The sequence below is a fragment of the Rhabdaerophilum sp. SD176 genome, assembly GCF_030143245.1.
GTDB lineage: Bacteria > Pseudomonadota > Alphaproteobacteria > Rhizobiales > Beijerinckiaceae > Rhabdaerophilum.
In genome coordinates, this window is record NZ_JARJNS010000004.1 from 162,065 (window position 1) to 178,079 (window position 16,015).

A 16,015-nucleotide genomic window follows, 5' to 3' on the forward strand; every position below is an offset into this window, starting at 1 on the left:
CCTCCCGGACTGCATTTCGCAGGGCCGGTTTCCCCCCGGTGGTGATTCGTCAGCCATGACGGGAGCGGTGACTTGACCCGGCGCGTCTCTTCGCGCAAGGATTGCGCATGAGACATCCTGGGTCGCACCTGATTTCGATTGCGATTTGTGGCTAGCGCGCAACGCTCGCTGGCCAGCCGTCTCGTTCAACCCGCAAGGTGAAAATCCCGAGAGGCGCCCCCGGCGAGTGGTGGCGCTTAACCTCGTGAGGGCTGAACCATGGCGGAGCTGATGCTCTACAACACGCTGACGCGGCGCAAGGAGCGGCTGGAGCCGCTCGCGCTCCACCCGGAAACGGGTCTGCCGCTGGTGCGGATGTATGTCTGCGGCCCGACCGTCTATGACTATGCCCATATCGGCAATGCGCGCCCGGTCATCGTCTTCGATGTGCTGTTCCGCCTGCTGCGTCACCTCTACGGCGAGGATCACGTTGTCTATGCGCGGAACATCACCGACGTGGATGACAAGATCAACGACCGCGCCGCGCGGGACTACCCGGACCTGCCGCTCAACGAGGCGATCCGCAAGGTCACCGAGGGCACGAATGCGCAGTTCCAGGCCGATGTGGAGGCCCTCGGCTGCCTTGAGCCCACAGATCAGCCGCGCGCCACCGAACATATCGACGGCATGCGCGCGCTGATCGACCGGCTGATCGCGCGCGGTTTCGCCTATGTGGCGGAAAACCATGTGCTGTTCTCGCCGGCGGCGATGGACGCGGCGAAGGGCCGCCTGCCGCGCTACGGGGCGCTCGCCAATCGCAGCCTCGACGAGATGATCGCTGGCGCGCGGGTGGATGTCGCGCCCTACAAGCGCGACGCCACCGATTTCGTGCTCTGGAAGCCGTCAAAGCCGAACGAACCGGGTTGGGAGTCGCCCGCCGGCATTCCCGTGCCCGGCCGCCCTGGCTGGCATATCGAGTGCTCGGCCATGTCGATGGCCAAGCTGCTCGAGCCCTATGGCGGTGGTCTTGCCTGCGATGATCCGCTGAAGAACACCTTCGACATCCATGGCGGCGGCATCGATCTCGTCTTCCCGCACCACGAGAACGAGATCGCGCAATCCTGCTGCGCCTTCGGCGCGGAGCGCATGGCCTCGATCTGGATGCATAACGGATTCCTGCAGGTCGAGGGGCAGAAAATGTCCAAGAGCCTGGGGAATTTCTTCACGATCAATGAGTTGTTGGCGACCGAGAGTTTCGGTGGCAGGCGTTGGACAGGTGATGTCCTGCGATTTGCTATGCTGAAGACGCACTACCGACAGCCTATCGATTGGACAGAACAAAGTTTGATCGAGGGCACGGCTGAACTTTTGAAATGGGCAAAGATTTCGGAAAGCGCGCCAAAGTGGGAGGAGCATCGTGATGACTATGTCTCACCAAGAGCAACTCCATACCCGGCATACAAGCCTTCTCCTGAAATTCTTGAGGCGCTAAGCGACGATCTGAATTTGCCAGGGGTATTGTTCGTTCTACGTAAACACTATCGACGTGCTGCAACCGATGGAGTTACTCGAGAAGACGTTATCTTTGCGCAGGACGCAGCCTATCAATTGTGGGTGGATTGCGTGTTTCTGGGTATCGATCTCACGCGATTCCGCTCTTCAGAGCTTTACTTGGAGCGGCGTGATTTGAATGAGGTTTACATTGACTCCCTCATCAACGCCCGCCTTGCCGCCCGCGCGGCGAAGAACTGGGCGGAATCGGACCGGATCCGCGATGAACTCGTCGCGCTGGGCATCGTGCTGATGGATGGCAAGGACGAGGCCGGCAACCCCGTCACCCGCTGGGAGGTCAAAAGGTGACCACCATCTCCTTCCGCCCCTATCTCCCGCGCGATGCCGCGCCGCTGGCCGATCTTTTCGCTGCCTCGATCGAGGAACTGACGGCCGAGGATTATGACGAGGGCCAGCGCGCCGCCTGGGCCAGCGCAGCCGACGATGTCGAGGCCTTCGGCGCGCGGCTCGCCGGCTGGCTGACCATCCTCGCCGAGGCGGAGGGCGAGATCCTGGGTTTCGCCGCCCTGCGGGATGATCCGAAAGTCAAGGAGAACCGCATCATCGAAATGCTGTATGTCTCGCCCGATCATGCCGGGCAGGGCATCGGCAAGGCCTTGCTCGAGGTGATGGAGCTGCTGGCCCGCCAGCGTGGCGCCGAGACCGCGACCGTCGATGCCTCGGAAACCGCCCGCGAGTTCTTCGCCGGCCACGGCTACGCGATGCAGGCCCGGAACACGGTGATGCGCGGCGAGGAATGGCTCGTCAATACGACGATGAAGAAGACACTGCCCGAAAAGGCGAAGGCGGATGGCTGACATGAAGGACCGCATCACCCTGTTCGACACCACCCTGCGTGATGGCGCGCAGACCACGGGTGTCGATTTCAGCCTCGCCGACAAGCAGAAGATCGCCGCCATGCTCGACCGGCTCGGCGTGGATTTCATCGAGGGCGGCTATCCCGGCGCCAATCCGGTCGATACGAAGTTCTTCGAGAAGCCGCCGGCGATGAAAGCCTGTTTCACCGCTTTCGGCATGACCAAGCGGGCGGGCGTCTCTGCCTCGAACGATCCCGGCCTCGCCGCGCTGATCCAGGCGAAATCCGACGCGATCTGTTTCGTGGCGAAGAGCTGGGACTACCATGTCGAATTCGCGCTCGGCTGCACCTTGGCCGAGAATCTCGAGAGCATCGCCGGTTCGGTGCAGGCCGCCCGCGCCGCCGACAAGCGGGCGCTGGTCGATTGCGAGCATTTTTTCGACGGGTTCAAGGCCAACCGCACCTATGCGCTCGATTGCGCCCGGACCGCGCATGAGGCCGGGGCGGAATGGGTTGTCCTGTGCGATACCAATGGCGGCACGCTCCCGCATGAGGTCGAGGCGATTGTCGGTGCGGTCATCGCGGTGGTGCCAGGAATCCGGCTCGGCATCCATGCCCACGATGATACCGGCCAGGCCGTGGCCAACAGCCTTGCGGCCGTCCGGGCCGGCGCCCGCCAGATCCAGGGCACGCTGAACGGGCTCGGCGAACGATGCGGCAATGCCAATCTCGTCAGCCTGATCCCGACGCTCATGCTGAAGGCCGATTACGCCGACCGGTTCGAGATCGGCGTCAGCCAGGAGGCACTGGCCGGGCTGTCGGCCCTGTCGCGCAGCTTCGACGAGATCCTGAACCGTGTGCCGAACCGGCAGGCACCCTATGTCGGCGCTTCTGCCTTCGCGACCAAGGCCGGCATCCATGCCTCGGCCCTGATCAAGGATCCGAAGACCTACGAACATGTCGAACCCGAGCGGATCGGCAACCGCCGGATGGTGCTGGTCTCGACCCAGGCCGGGCGGTCGAACATCCTCGCGGAACTGGAACGGCTCGGCATCACCGTCGAGAAGAACGACCCGCGCCTTGCGCGGCTGCTGGACGAGGTCAAGGAGAAGGAGGCGAACGGCTATTCCTATGAGGGCGCCGATGCGAGCTTCTACATCCTCGCCCAGCGCTTGCTCGGCCGCGTGCCGGATTTCTTCAAGGTCGAGCGGTTCAAGGTCAATGTCGAGCGCCGTTACAATGCGAAGGGCGATCTCGTGAGCTTCTCCGAAGCAGTCGTGAAGGTGCGTGTCGGCGACAAGACGATGATCTCGGCTGCCGAAGGCGACGGGCCGGTCAACGCGCTGGACAAGGCCCTGCGCAAGGATCTCGGCCGCTACCAGAGTTACATCAAGGGCCTGAAGCTGACGGATTTCAAGGTCCGCATCTTCCAGGGCGGCACCGATGCAGTGACGCGCGTCCTGATCGATTCCACCGATGAGGCCGGCGAGAGCTGGACGACAGTGGGCGTGTCCTCGAACATCATTGACGCCTCGTTCCAGGCGCTGACGGATTCGATCATCTACAAGCTGATGCGGAGCCAGGTTCCGGCGGAATGAGAGCCGGCCCCGCGCTCAATCCGTGAAGCGGACCGTCTTGTCCATGCACAGATTGACGTCGGTCTGGTCAAACTCGGCGTCATCCGAGAAAGAGGCGTTGACCGCGAAGGTGCAGCCTGAATTCTTCGGCAGCCTGATTGTGATCTTCTTGCCCGGTTCGAGCGGCTTCTTCAGCGTGGCGACCGACTTGCCGGCCGCGCTCGTCACGGAAAGGCCGGTTACGACCGCGCCGCTGCGGGCATTGGTGAGAATGATTTCCGCCGCGTTTTTCGGTACGGCGCGCTGGGCCGTTCGAGGGGCGGCCGGGGCTGCTGCCGGCGCATTGGCCTGCTGCGCCATCGCGGCACCCTGGCCCAGCCCCATGATAAGGACGACGCTCGCCAATCCGGTCACGATCCGCATGGCTTTCTCCACTCAGGCACGATGCCGCTGGAATGGAAACGGCGCTCCTTCGTGCCCTGAGCGCGTCCCGTACCCCCGTGCCCCGAAGGGCTTCCCGCCACAAGTCATGGCGCAGTTGTTGGAGTTGCGCAACTCACGATAAAGCACGCGGAAAGTGGACGAGGCCTCACGCGCTCTGGCGGCTCTTCATCAGCGCGCTCTGTTCCAGCATCGGGACGATCTCGGGCACGGATTCGGCGACCAGGTACTGCACCTCGAGCCCGGCGCGGATGAACTGGAACTCGCGCATATGGGCGAGCAGGACCAGCAGCGGCTTCCAGAACCCGGAAATATTGGCAAGCAGGATCGGCTTGTTATGCTGGCCAAGCTGCGCCCAGGTCAATTGCTCGACCACCTCCTCGAGCGTGCCGATTCCGCCGGGCAGGGCGACAAAGGCATCCGCCTTCTCGAACATCAGGCGCTTGCGCTCGTGCATGTCATTGGTGACGATCATCTCCTGCGCGCCTTCCAGCATGATTTCCTTGTTCTTGAGGAAATGCGGGATGATCCCGGTGACATGGCCGCCATGGCCAAGCACCGATCGCGCAACGGCACCCATCAGGCCATGCGAGCCGCCGCCATAGACAAGGCGGATCCCGTTCTCGGCCATCAGCCGGCCCAGCATTTCGGCCGAATCCAGGAAGATCGGCTCGGAGCCATTGCCGGAGCCACAAAAGACGCAAACAGATCGAATCAAGGTATTTTTCATGGGTTCAAGGTCTCGTGAAGGCCGCAAAAAGGCAAGCGACCACGGAAATTCGGAGCAGGATTTCGTGACGTTTCGAACACGGCGAGCCGGCATTTCTGCATCGGGCCGCGAGGAAGGCTTGGATTCGCCGGAGCGACAGACCAGATTAGAAAAAATCCGAACTGACCTGTCGGCGCCGTCCGGCCTGCCAGCCATTGCCGAGGGACAACCGGTCCCGAAGCGGCGGGCAGGCGCCCTCGCCGCCGGGCCAGCCTGAAAGGCATCGTCTTGTCCAATCCGACCTCATCTCTCCGGCGCGAGGCGTCGCTCGTCTCGACGCTGCGTACGCTCTGGCCCTTTTTCTGGCCGCAGGATCGGCCGGATCTCCAGCGGACCATCGCCATTTCGCTGGTGCTGATTCTCGTCGCCAAGGGCTTCACCATCCTGATGCCTTTCACCTTCAAATGGGCGACGGATGCGCTTGTCCTCGCCACCGGCGGCAAGATGGAGGCCAGTTCGGTCTGGCCCTGGCTGGTCGGCGCGCCGATTCTCGCGAGCGCCCTCTACGGGCTGACGCGCATCCTCATGGTTGTCTTCACGCAGGTGAGGGAAGGGCTGTTCGCCAAGGTCGCGATGAATGCCGTGCGCCGGCTCGCCCTGCGCACCTTCACGCATATGCACCGCCTTTCGTTGCGCTTCCATCTCGAGCGCAAGACCGGCGGGCTGACCCGGGTTCTCGAGCGCGGCCGCAACGGTATCGAGGAACTCACCCGGATGACGCTGATGACGCTCATCCCGACCATTGTCGAGTTCAGCCTTGTCATCCTCGTCTTCGCGCTCGAATTCGACTGGCGCTATGTCGTCATCGTCTGCGTGATGATCGTGATCTATCTCGCCTTCACGGTGCGCGCCACGGTCTGGCGGATGGAGATCCGCCGCGCCATGAACGACAGCGACACCGACGCCAATGCCAAGGCCGTCGATTCGCTGCTGAATTTCGAGACGGTGAAGTATTTCGGGGCGGAAGCGCGCGAGACCGCCCGGTATGACCGGAGCCTCGCCACCTACGAGAAGGCCTCGATCAAGACCTATACCTCGCTCGCCTTCCTCAATACCGGGCAGGCGGTGATCTTCACGATCGCGCTGGCAGTCTGCATGGCCATCGCCGCGGTGGATGTGATGGCCGGCAAGAAGAGCGTCGGCCATTTCGTGATGGTCAACGCCCTGATGATCCAGCTTTACCAGCCGCTCAATTTCATGGGCATGGTCTATCGCGAGATCAAGCAGGCCATCGTCGATATCGAGAAGATGTTCGATGTGCTCGAGCGCGAGGCCGAGGTCGAGGATGCGCCGACAGCCCGGCCTCTGGAGGTCTCGGAAGGGCATATCCGCTTCGAGGATGTCCGCTTCCACTACGTGCCCGAACGCGCGATCCTCAAGGGCGTCACCTTCGATGTCCCGCCGGGCCAGACCGTGGCGATTGTCGGCCCGTCCGGCGCCGGCAAGTCAACGCTCTCGCGGCTGCTCTTCCGCTTTTATGACGTCATCGGCGGGCGCATCCTGATCGACGGGCAGGATATCCGCCACGTCACGCAGGGGTCACTTCGGGCGGCGATCGGCATCGTCCCGCAGGATACCGTGCTTTTCAACGATACGATTCTCTACAATATCGGCTACGGGAAGGACGGCGCGGACGAGCATCGCATTGCCGAGGCGGCCACCATGGCGCAGATCGACCCGCTGATCCGCCAGCTGCCCGATGGCTATAACAGCCAGGTCGGCGAGCGCGGCCTGAAGCTCTCCGGCGGCGAGAAGCAGCGCGTCGCCATCGCCCGGACGATCCTCAAGGGCCCGCCCATCCTCGTGCTCGACGAGGCGACCTCGGCGCTCGACAGCTACACCGAAAAGGAAATCCAGGACGCGCTGGAACGGATGAGCCGTGGCCGCTCGACCCTCGTCATCGCGCATCGCCTCTCGACGGTCGTGAATGCGGACCGGATCATCGTGCTGGACAAGGGCATCATCGCGGAGAGCGGCACCCATGAGGAGCTTCTGGCCTCGGGCGGCATCTATGCCGGGATGTGGAACAAGCAGCGCGAGGCTGACCTCGCCCGCGAGACGCTGAAGCGCGCCGAATCCGGCGAGGAACCCAGCCTGCGCCAGAAGCTCGAAGTCTGAAGACGCGCGAAATCTGACGCGGCAAAAAAAAGCGCCCCGGGGGGCGGGGCGCGATCACGCGGGCGGGCAGGGGGGGGATGCTCGCGTGAACTCAGGGAATGCGGTCGCGTCGGGCTTCGTCGCGAAGGCGTGCATGGATGGCGATGCGGGTTTCCTCGTCGATCTTTTCCACCCAGTCAGGATGCTCGACTTCGAGGGCTTCGACGCAGAACTGCACGGGATCCGGCTTTTTCAGGATCCAGTTGGCCGGCAGCAGGAACGGGTCGGTCGAGAAGTGACGTTCGCGCAGCACCCGGACAGAGCCGTAGCCGACAGCGGAGAGGGCCAGATTGTGATCCATGGTTCTCCTCCTTTATTGCGCAGGGACTATATACCAAAGACGGAAGACAATTAAGAGACAAGTTGGCAAAGACGGCAGAAAACTGTGGCACCTTCTGCCCCGGTCGTCCGGCCTGTTTCGCCCGCCCATGAAGCCTCTCGCATCCATCGGCGATGTGCGCTGCAGCACCAAGCGAAGCAGAAACCTTGCCTGCCCCGAAGCCTGCCGGTAAGGGTGCGGCGGAAACAGGGCAGAAAGCCGCCCGCGTCGTGACCTCACGCGCTTGTGAGCCGGGCGCAGAAGAAAGAAGGAACGGCATGTCGGTTGTTGATTCGATCCGGAAATTCGTGGTTCCGGTGCATCCCGAAGGCTATCTCTTCATCATCGCGGCAATCCTGCTGGCCCTCTTCGTCCATTGGCTGGTTCCGGCTCTGGGCTGGCTCTTCTGGTTCCTGCCGGCCTTCGTCGCCTATTTCTTCCGCGATCCGCCGCGGGTCTCGCCCACGCGGGACGGGCTGGTCCTTTCGCCGGCCGATGGCCGCGTCAGCATGATCGGCTATTTCCCGCCGCCGGCCGAACTCGGGCTCGGTGATGCGCCGCGCCTGCGCATCTCGATCTTCCTCTCGGTCTTCGATGTCCATATCAACCGCACGCCCGTGGGCGGGAAGATCCGCAAGATCGCCTATACGCCAGGCCTCTTCCTCAATGCCGATCTCGACAAGGCAAGCCAGGACAACGAGCGCAACGCGCTGGTGATCGAATCGCCCGCCGGCACCATCGCCTGCGTGCAGATCGCCGGGCTGATCGCCCGCCGCATCCTCTGCTTCGTCCGCGAGGGCGAGGATCTCTCGCCGGGCCAGCGTTTCGGCCTGATCCGCTTCGGCAGCCGGACCGACATCTACCTGCCCGAAGGCGCCCAGGCGCTGGTTTCGGAAGGCCAGCGCGCGATTGGCGGCGAGACCGTTCTGTGCGACCTTTCCTCGAAAGAGCCGCCGCGCAGCTTCCGCGTGGCCTGACCGAACGCACATGGACCCGATTTTTCCGCCCTTCGAGCCTGATCCGGCCCCGCCGCAGCGGCGATTCCGCCCTGTGCCGATCCGCCTGCTGATCCCCAACATGATCACGCTCGCGGCTCTGGCCTCGGGGTTGACCGCCGTCCGCTTTGCCATCGAGGGGCGGTTCGAGGCGGCGGCCATCGCGATCCTCGCTGCCGCCATCCTTGACGGGATCGATGGCCGCATCGCGCGCATGCTCAAGGGCACGTCGCGATTCGGGGCCGAACTCGATTCGCTGGCGGATTTCGTCAGCTTCGGCTGCGCGCCGGCGCTGATTCTCTATTTCTGGAAGCTCCATGTCCTGAAGACCGCAGGCTGGCTCGTCTGCCTGCTTCTCGCTTTCGCGATGGCGCTGCGTCTGGCGCGGTTCAATGTCATGATCGACGGGCCTGAGCGTCCGGCCTGGCAGAAAGCCTATGCTGTCGGCGTTCCGGCGCCGGCCGGCGCCATGATGGTCATGCTGCCGCTGACTTTGTCCCTGTCGGGCATTCCTGCCTTTGCCGGCGATTCGGTGATGATTCTCCTCTGGACGGCTGTTTCCACCGCGCTCATCATCTCCCGACTGCCAACCTTCTCGGGCAAGGGGCTTGGCACGCCGGTCCCGCGGGAATGGGTTCTGGCGATTCTCGGCGGTGCGGTCGTGATTCTCGCACTCGCCTTCAGTCATCCCTTCGAGACGATCTCGGCCCTGACGCTGCTCTATGTCGGGATGATTCCCGTCGCGATCCAGCGCTACCGGCGCCGGGAAGCCCAGGACCGGGCCGTTTCGCCGCCGGATCCCGCCGGCTGAAATCCGGGGCCTTTATGGTCTCGAAGCGCCGAGCGGCGGCAAAAAATGCGGCCGTCCGTGAAGAATTCCTTACTTTTCGACTCGTTTTGACACGGAATGCGGCTGGCCTGTTCACAGGGGCGTGACTTATCCGCAACATGGGTTTGAAAAGCCGCCCCGGAACCGGGCCAACCCCGTTTCGAAGGTTGAACGACAATCCCGCATGAGTATGGTGCCAATCGCGACGGGAGTTTCCGGTCGCTGACTTGCTTTCTCTTTCGGGGGGTCCGGGGAGAGAGCGGGTGACAAGGGAAAGCGGGCTAGGCAGCGGTTCTCCAAAGCCAAATTCGTAAACTCCCGATTGGTCTCGAAATCTTTGGAGGTACCACCATGAAGCTCGTTAAGAGCCTTCTCCTCGGTTCGGCGGCGGGTCTCGTCGCTGTGGCCGGCGCCTCGGCTGCCGATCTCGGCGTTAAGAAGCCGACGGCTGTTGAATATGTGAAGACCTGCCCGACCTACGGTGCTGGCTTCTTCGTCGTTCCGGGCACCACGTCGTGCCTGAAGATCGTTGGCCGCGTTCGCGCTGACTACATCTTCAACAACGACCTGACCCGCGCTGCGGACAAGAACACGTTCCGTGCTCGTGGCTACATTGGCTATGATCACCGCACGGCCACCGAATACGGCCTGCTGCGCACCTACATTCGTGGCTTCATCGGCCGTGACAACAACGCCGCTTATGCCCCGGTCATCGAGTATGCCTTCATCCAGTTCGGCGGCCTCACCGTCGGTCGCGTGACCCCGGTTTGGGAGCACGGCTGGTCGTGGACGTTCAACGGTGGTGGCGGTCTCGGCGTTCACTCTGACATCTCCTACGTGAACTCGATCGGCTACACCGCTTCGTTCGGTGGCGGCTTCTCGGCCACGATCGCCCTGGACGACAACCGTGAGCGCCGCACGGCGATTACCGGTGGCGGCGGCTACGGCGGCCAGGCCATGCCGGACATCGTCGGCAAGCTCGCCTATGACGCTTCCTGGGGTTCGGCTTACCTTGCCGGTGCTGTTCATCAGCTCCGCACGGTGTCTCCGCTGGTCAGCACGAAGTACGGCTGGGCCATTTCGGGTGGCGTGAAGTTTCAGCTCCCGATGCTCGCCAAGGGCTCGAACCTCTGGTTGAACGCTGCTTATGCTGACGGCGCCTCGAGCTACACCGGCTTCGGTGGCACGACGATCGGTGGCTTCGCCCTCGCAACGTCTGACGCGGTTGTCGTTGGTACCTCGCTGCGCACCACGCGCACCTGGACCATCGGCGGTGGCGTGCAGGTTTACTTCATGCCGACCGTTTGGGCTGGTATCGTTGCCGGCTATGGTCAGCATGACGCGACCGGCGCTGCCAACACGATCCGCTCGGCTGAAGTTATCGGTACTGTGGGCTGGACCCCGGTTGCTGGCTTCCTGATCGGTGGTGAAGTTGGCTATCGTAACGTTTCGGCTTCGGCCGGCGTCATCCCGGCCGGCACCCAGAAGGATAACTTCTTCGGCCGCCTGCGCTTCCAGCGCGACTTCTAATCTCCTGACGGCGCGGGCAACCGCGTCGATCGCGAGATCAAGGATTGGGGAGCCGAAAGGCTCCCCTTTTCTGTTTTTGTCCCCAACCGTGATTTTGCCCCGGAACGGTCGTGTTGCGGACGCTCTTGACCTTCCCCTTTCCTCTGCGGAGAGTGCATCCGCACCGTCGGTCGGAAGGGGAGCGTCGCTTGACCATGGCACAGCCACGGAAATGGATTTCGGGGCTTCTGCCCCTCGCACTTCTTGTCGCCGTTGCCGGCTTCTGGAATCAGGGCCGCGTCGAGCAGGATCTGCTGGCCCGCGCGACATCCGGGCTGGCCACGGCCGGCCAGGGTTGGGCCCGGGCCGGCCTCGGCGGGCGCGATGCCACCCTCACGGGCGAGGCGCCGTCGCCCGAAGCGCGTGCCGCTGCGCGCGGCCAGCTCGAAGGGCTGTTCGGGATGCGCAAGGTCGCGGACCGCACCACGCTTCTTCCCGAGGCTGCACCCTTCATCTTCACGGCCCTTCGCGATGGCGCCAAGGTGACGCTGACCGGTGCCGTTCCGCCCGGCAATGCGCGGCAGGCGCTGCTCGATGCCGCGAAGGCAGCCTTCCCCGGCGCCGCCCTCGTTGATGAACTCAAGCCAGCCCGCGGGGCTGCCCCCGGCTTCGGTGCGCTGGCGGCTTTCGGTCTGGCCGAGCTGGGCAAGCTCAGTGAAGGCACGCTCACCCTCTCGGACGCGAATCTCTCGATTTCCGGAAGGGCGAAGGAATTCAACGCTTTGTCCGAGATCAGGACGCGTCTCGCCGCGCTGCCGGCCGGCAGCCGGCTCGCCAAGGGGCTGGCTCCGGGCGACATCCTGCCGCCCGTCATCCGCCCCTTTACTTTCGCGGTCGAGCGTAATGGCAGCGCCCTCACATTATCCGGCTATGTGCCGTCGGAAGCAGCCCTGGCGCGGCTGGTTGCGGATGCCCGCGCCCTTGGTCTGACCCTCCGCGACAACCTCCGGGTGGCCGATGGTGTGCCAAGTGGCGACTGGACCGCAGCGGCCTCGCTCCTTGTCCGGGAAATGGCCAAGCTGGAATCCGGGCGCGCCGCCATGACCGATGACAGGATCACCCTGCAGGGCAAGGCGCGCGACCTTTTTACCGAGGATGATATCCGCACCGACCTGCGCACGCTGCCAACCGGCTTTGCGGCTACGCAGGTGGCCGTCGAATCCCGCGTTGTCAGGCCCTACGTTTTCGGTGCGACCCGGCAGGCCGGCGGCGTGGTGCTGACCGGCTATGTGCCGGATGCACGCACAAAGGCAGATGTGCTCGAGCTTGCCGCCCGCTATTTCGAGGGCGAACGCGTCGAGGACCGGCTGGCGGAGGGCCTCGGCGCCCCGGCTGATTTCCTTGGCGCCATCCGCGCCGGTTTCCACACCCTGGCGCGCCTCGCGCCGGGCGGAGAATTCGCTTTGTCCGGTACCGGCCTGACCGTGAAGGGCGCTGCCCTGTTCGACTTCGCCCGCGGCGAGATCGCCTCGGAACTGGCCCGCCTGCTGCCCGCCAGCTTCCGGGGTCAGCCGGAGCTCGGCGTCCTGCCGCTGCCGCCGCCCATCACGCTCTCGCCGGAATGCCAACTCCTCTACAATCAGGAGCTGGCCCGCGGAACAGTGCGCTTCCGCTCCGGTTCGGCCGATTTGTCTGACGAATCCCGCGCCATCGTTGACCGGCTGACACTTGTCACGCTCCGCTGCGTCAATTCGCGGATCGAGATCGGCGGGCATACGGATACCGACGGCAGTTTCCAGTCCAATGCGGAGCTCTCGCGTCGGCGCTCGGAGACGGTCGCAGCCTATATGGTCCGGGCTGGCGTGCCGGCGGAGCGGCTTGAACCGGTCGGCTATGGCCAGACCGTTCCGGTTGCGCCGAATGATACGCCCGAGAACAAGGCGAAGAACCGCCGTATCGAATTCGTCGTGAAGTGAGGGCGGAACCATGATCTACCTCCTGCAAGTTTTCTGGATCTGGCTTCTTTTCGCGCTTGTCCTCGGTGTTGCTGTGGCCTGGCTTACAGCCCGGCGCGGCGAGGGCGGCGGCCTTTGGCCAGGCCTGCTGCCCTGGGGACTGGTTCTGGGGCTGGGCGGCCTCGTCGCTGCCTTCCGCGTGCTGCCCACCCGGGCCGGCTACTGGCTTGATCTCGCCCTGCTGATGCTCGCGGCCTATCTCATCGGCTGCCTTCTGGCCGCGCTTCTTCGCGGCTCTGCTTCGGAGGCCGAGCCGGCCATGGCGACAGAGCGCATCGCTCCGGCCTTTGCCCCGGCCCCGGCTCCTGTTCCGGCCGCCGCCCCTGTGGCTGCGGCGAAGGAACTGGCCGTCGAGCCGATGAAGGCTGAGCCGGCCGCCGTAATTCCGGCGGAGCCCATCGAGCAGGCGATCACCGGCCTTTCCGGTCCGCGCGGCGGCAAGCCGGACGACCTGACCCGCATCTACGGCATCGATGCGGATGTGCAGGCGAAGCTCAATGCCCTCGGACTCTATCATTTCGACCAGATGGCCAGTCTCGCGCCCGGCCAGCGGCGCTGGCTGTTCCGCCAGCTCGGCCATGCAGGGCGTTTTCCGAGCTGGTGGTGGCGCTGGCGCTTCGATGCCGAGCAGATCGTCGCCGGCGGAACCGGCGCAACCGCGCCGGTGGCAGCGATGGGTCCGGCTGGCGCCGACTCTCCGGCGATCGAGGGCACCAAGCCCGCCGGGCTGGAGGCGCCAAGGGATGGAAAGGCCGATGATCTCAAACGGATCAAGGGGATCGGCAAGCAGAACGAGGGCCGCCTCCACGGCCTCGGCATCTGGCATTTCGCGCAGATCGCCGGCTGGAATGCCGACGAGGTGAAATGGGTCGGCGGCTATCTCGCCTTCCCGGGCCGGATCGAGCGGGAGGATTGGGTCGGCCAGGCGAAGATCCTCGCCGAGGGTGGCACCACCGACTTTGCCCGCCGGGCGGATGCCGGCGAAGTGGCCAGCTCGCGTGATGACACCAATGACGATGGCCAGGGCAATGTCATCACGCCTGTGGCCGCGCCGAAAAAGGGCCGCAAGCCGCCCGAAAAGGCCTGATCAGCCGAGGCTCGCCACGAAGGCGCGCACGGCCTCGATGGTCGGCGCGTCCTCGAGGATCGGCGCATGGCCCTGATAGGGCACCTCGTGCAGCCGCGCATCCGGATGCCGGGCGACCATCTCCCGCGCGGTCTGCTCTCCGAGAATGTCGCTCAGTTCGCCCCGGATCACCATCATCGGCGCAACGGCCAGCGTCTCGAACTGCGTCCAGAGGACGGGCAGGGGCTTCTCGAGATCGAGTTCGGCCAGCGGGCGCATCAGGTTGGGATCGTAGCGGGGCTCGAGCCCCTTCGGCCCTTCCTTCCAGGTCCGGCGGGCGAAACGCGCCCAGGCTTCCGGCGCCATATCGGTGAAATGCGTCCCGAAAACCTGCCGCAGAACCTGCGTCGCCTCGTCGAAACTCTTGGGGCGCGGCAGCTTGCCGACATAGCCGCGGATCCGCGCGAGGCCACGCCCTTCGATGATGGGCCCGATATCATTGAGGATCGAGGCTGCGATCACGGCGGGGCGGGTGATCGCGGTGAGGGCAGTGAGAAGCCCGCCGCGCGAAGTCCCGAAGAAGATCGCCCGCCCGATGCCGAGGGCATCGATCACATTGAACAGGTCGTCGAGTTCGACCTGCAGGTCATAGCGGCGCCAGTCCGGATCATATTCCGAACCGCCGCGCCCGCGGGAATCAAGCGCGATGACCCAGCGGTCGCCCGTTTCGGCAAGGGCGCGGCCGATCACCTCGAAATCATCGGCATTGCGCGAAAGGCCGGGCAGGCAGATCACCGGCAGGTCGCCGCCGGCCCGGTTGCCGATCTCCCGGAGATGGAGCCGGAGCCCGTCCCGCGCCAGCACATGGTGGCTCCGCCATTCCGAAAGCGTGTCGACAAGCTGGAGATGGCTGGCGGCGGCTTTTCCGGGTCTGCGCGGCATGGGGGCTCCTGTTCCCGATCTTTCTAGCAATCTGGTGCCCTGACGCAACGCGGCATGGCCTCGACGATGGTTGACGGAGCGCCGGATTGGGGGGAAAAGCGTTGCTCCGGCAATTCTGCCCCTTCCCGCATGGAAAGATCATGACCAAGCCCGCCAATGCCGCGCTGTTTCGAGGCTCCTTCACCGCTCTGGTGACGCCTTTCAAAAACGGTGCCGTCGATGAAGCGGCGTTCCGGTCGCATGTCAGCTGGCAGATCGAGCAGGGCACCATGGGGCTCGTTCCGGTCGGCACGACCGGCGAGAGCCCGACGCTCAGCCATGACGAACACAAGCGCGTTGTCGAATGGTGCATCAGCGAGGCCGGCGGCCGCGTGCCGGTCATGGCCGGCGCCGGCTCGAACAATACGGCCGAGGCGGTGGATCTCGCGCGCCATGCCGAAAAGGCCGGCGCGGAGGCGATCCTCGTCGTCACGCCCTATTACAACCGCCCGACGCAGGAAGGCCTCTACCGGCATTACAAGGCGGTGAACGATGCCGTCGGCATCCCGATCTTCATCTACAACATCCCGCCGCGCTCGGTGGTCGATATGTCGAACGAGACGATGGCCCGCCTCTACGAGCTGCCGAATATTGCCGGCGTGAAGGATGCCACCGGCAACATCGCCCGCGTCTCGCAGCAGCGCGCGATTGTCGGGAAGGATTTCATCCAGCTCTCGGGCGAAGACATGACGGCGATGGCCTATAATGCCGCCGGCGGCGTCGGCTGCATCTCGGTTGTGTCAAACGTGGCGCCGCGCCTCTGCGCCGACCTGCAGGCCGCCTGCCTTGCTGGAGACTATGCGCTTGCGCTGGCCATCCAGGACCGGCTGATCCCGCTGCATGATGCGGTTTTCAGGGAACCGGGCCTTGCCGGCGCGAAGCACGGGCTCAGCCTGCTCGGCCGGATGAATGAGGAAATCCGCCTGCCCATGATGCCGGTTCAGCAGGATGCGACCAAGCAGGCGATCCGCGCGGCAATGGTGCATGCCGGCCTTCTGAACTGAGTGGGG

Annotated in this window: 14 protein-coding genes; 10 read left to right on the plus strand and 4 right to left on the minus strand. The window is 64.5% G+C overall.

Annotated elements, in window-relative coordinates; translation table 11 throughout:
* Nucleotides 1-258 precede the first annotated feature (258 nt).
* The 3 genes from cysS to cimA are packed head-to-tail and all read left to right on the plus strand — an operon-like array spanning nt 259 to nt 3,945.
* Nucleotides 259-1,839 carry a cysteine--tRNA ligase gene (cysS, locus tag P0652_RS10335; protein ID WP_284178736.1) on the plus strand — a complete coding sequence of 527 codons (1,581 nt, stop codon included), beginning with the start codon at nt 259-261 and terminating at the stop codon, nt 1,837-1,839.
* Entirely contained in the window at nt 1,836-2,348 is a 513-nt protein-coding gene (locus P0652_RS10340) for a GNAT family N-acetyltransferase (protein WP_284178737.1), read from the plus strand. The genes cysS and P0652_RS10340 overlap by 4 nt, the downstream gene beginning before the upstream one ends.
* A complete protein-coding gene (cimA, locus tag P0652_RS10345) occupies nt 2,341-3,945 on the plus strand; it encodes a citramalate synthase (RefSeq protein ID WP_284178738.1) in 1,605 nt (534 codons plus the stop codon). The genes P0652_RS10340 and cimA overlap by 8 nt, the downstream gene beginning before the upstream one ends.
* A gap of 15 nt (nt 3,946-3,960) precedes the next feature.
* Here the strand turns inward: cimA and P0652_RS10350 are convergent, their stop codons facing one another.
* On the minus strand, nt 3,961-4,347 hold the full coding sequence (locus tag P0652_RS10350) for a hypothetical protein (RefSeq protein WP_284178739.1): 387 nt from the start codon (nt 4,345-4,347) through the stop codon (nt 3,961-3,963).
* 166 nt (nt 4,348-4,513) lie between these two features.
* Nucleotides 4,514-5,095, minus strand: coding sequence for an LOG family protein (locus P0652_RS10355; protein WP_284178740.1), 582 nt, complete (start codon nt 5,093-5,095; stop codon nt 4,514-4,516).
* A 267-nt stretch (nt 5,096-5,362) separates the two neighbouring features.
* Here P0652_RS10355 and P0652_RS10360 point away from each other — a divergent pair, with 267 nt between their 5' ends.
* Entirely contained in the window at nt 5,363-7,252 is a 1,890-nt protein-coding gene (locus P0652_RS10360; protein WP_284178741.1) for an ABCB family ABC transporter ATP-binding protein/permease, read from the plus strand.
* A gap of 91 nt (nt 7,253-7,343) precedes the next feature.
* Here the strand turns inward: P0652_RS10360 and P0652_RS10365 are convergent, their stop codons facing one another.
* A complete protein-coding gene (locus P0652_RS10365) occupies nt 7,344-7,592 on the minus strand; it encodes a hypothetical protein (protein ID WP_284178742.1) in 249 nt (82 codons plus the stop codon).
* Nucleotides 7,593-7,744: 152 nt separating this feature from the next.
* Here P0652_RS10365 and P0652_RS10370 point away from each other — a divergent pair, with 152 nt between their 5' ends.
* From P0652_RS10370 to P0652_RS10390, 5 genes are all read left to right on the plus strand, one after another.
* Nucleotides 7,745-8,587 (plus strand): phosphatidylserine decarboxylase, encoded by an 843-nt coding sequence (locus tag P0652_RS10370; RefSeq protein ID WP_284178743.1) that lies wholly within the window; start codon nt 7,745-7,747, stop codon nt 8,585-8,587.
* A 10-nt stretch (nt 8,588-8,597) separates the two neighbouring features.
* Nucleotides 8,598-9,416, plus strand: a complete 819-nt coding sequence (locus P0652_RS10375; protein WP_284178744.1) for a CDP-alcohol phosphatidyltransferase family protein — start codon at nt 8,598-8,600, stop codon at nt 9,414-9,416.
* A gap of 369 nt (nt 9,417-9,785) precedes the next feature.
* Entirely contained in the window at nt 9,786-10,964 is a 1,179-nt protein-coding gene (locus P0652_RS10380) for a porin (protein ID WP_284178745.1), read from the plus strand.
* A gap of 194 nt (nt 10,965-11,158) precedes the next feature.
* Entirely contained in the window at nt 11,159-12,919 is a 1,761-nt protein-coding gene (locus tag P0652_RS10385; protein ID WP_284178746.1) for an OmpA family protein, read from the plus strand.
* A 10-nt stretch (nt 12,920-12,929) separates the two neighbouring features.
* Nucleotides 12,930-14,045 (plus strand): helix-hairpin-helix domain-containing protein, encoded by a 1,116-nt coding sequence (locus P0652_RS10390; protein ID WP_284178747.1) that lies wholly within the window; start codon nt 12,930-12,932, stop codon nt 14,043-14,045.
* Here P0652_RS10390 and P0652_RS10395 read toward each other — a convergent pair whose 3' ends face one another.
* A complete protein-coding gene (locus P0652_RS10395; protein ID WP_284178748.1) occupies nt 14,046-14,966 on the minus strand; it encodes an alpha/beta fold hydrolase in 921 nt (306 codons plus the stop codon).
* A gap of 140 nt (nt 14,967-15,106) precedes the next feature.
* Between P0652_RS10395 and dapA the strand changes: the two genes are divergently transcribed.
* Nucleotides 15,107-16,009, plus strand: a complete 903-nt coding sequence (gene dapA / locus P0652_RS10400; protein ID WP_284178749.1) for a 4-hydroxy-tetrahydrodipicolinate synthase — start codon at nt 15,107-15,109, stop codon at nt 16,007-16,009.
* The last annotated feature ends 6 nt before the right edge of the window (nt 16,010-16,015 follow it).

What these genes read in the sequence shown, in the direction of transcription:
- P0652_RS10375 (WP_284178744.1), top strand. Translation starts at nt 8,598, where the DNA reads ATGGACCCGATTTTTCCGCCCTTCGAGCCTGATCCGGCCCCGCCGCAG.
- dapA (WP_284178749.1), top strand. Translation starts at nt 15,107, where the DNA reads ATGACCAAGCCCGCCAATGCCGCGCTGTTTCGAGGCTCCTTCACCGCT.
- cimA (WP_284178738.1), top strand. Translation starts at nt 2,341, where the DNA reads ATGGCTGACATGAAGGACCGCATCACCCTGTTCGACACCACCCTGCGT.
- P0652_RS10380 (WP_284178745.1), top strand. Translation starts at nt 9,786, where the DNA reads ATGAAGCTCGTTAAGAGCCTTCTCCTCGGTTCGGCGGCGGGTCTCGTC.
- P0652_RS10350 (WP_284178739.1), bottom strand. Translation starts at nt 4,347, where the DNA reads ATGCGGATCGTGACCGGATTGGCGAGCGTCGTCCTTATCATGGGGCTG.
- P0652_RS10365 (WP_284178742.1), bottom strand. Translation starts at nt 7,592, where the DNA reads ATGGATCACAATCTGGCCCTCTCCGCTGTCGGCTACGGCTCTGTCCGG.
- P0652_RS10355 (WP_284178740.1), bottom strand. Translation starts at nt 5,095, where the DNA reads ATGAAAAATACCTTGATTCGATCTGTTTGCGTCTTTTGTGGCTCCGGC.
- P0652_RS10385 (WP_284178746.1), top strand. Translation starts at nt 11,159, where the DNA reads ATGGCACAGCCACGGAAATGGATTTCGGGGCTTCTGCCCCTCGCACTT.
- cysS (WP_284178736.1), top strand. Translation starts at nt 259, where the DNA reads ATGGCGGAGCTGATGCTCTACAACACGCTGACGCGGCGCAAGGAGCGG.
- P0652_RS10395 (WP_284178748.1), bottom strand. Translation starts at nt 14,966, where the DNA reads ATGCCGCGCAGACCCGGAAAAGCCGCCGCCAGCCATCTCCAGCTTGTC.
- P0652_RS10390 (WP_284178747.1), top strand. Translation starts at nt 12,930, where the DNA reads ATGATCTACCTCCTGCAAGTTTTCTGGATCTGGCTTCTTTTCGCGCTT.
- P0652_RS10370 (WP_284178743.1), top strand. Translation starts at nt 7,745, where the DNA reads ATGTGCGCTGCAGCACCAAGCGAAGCAGAAACCTTGCCTGCCCCGAAG.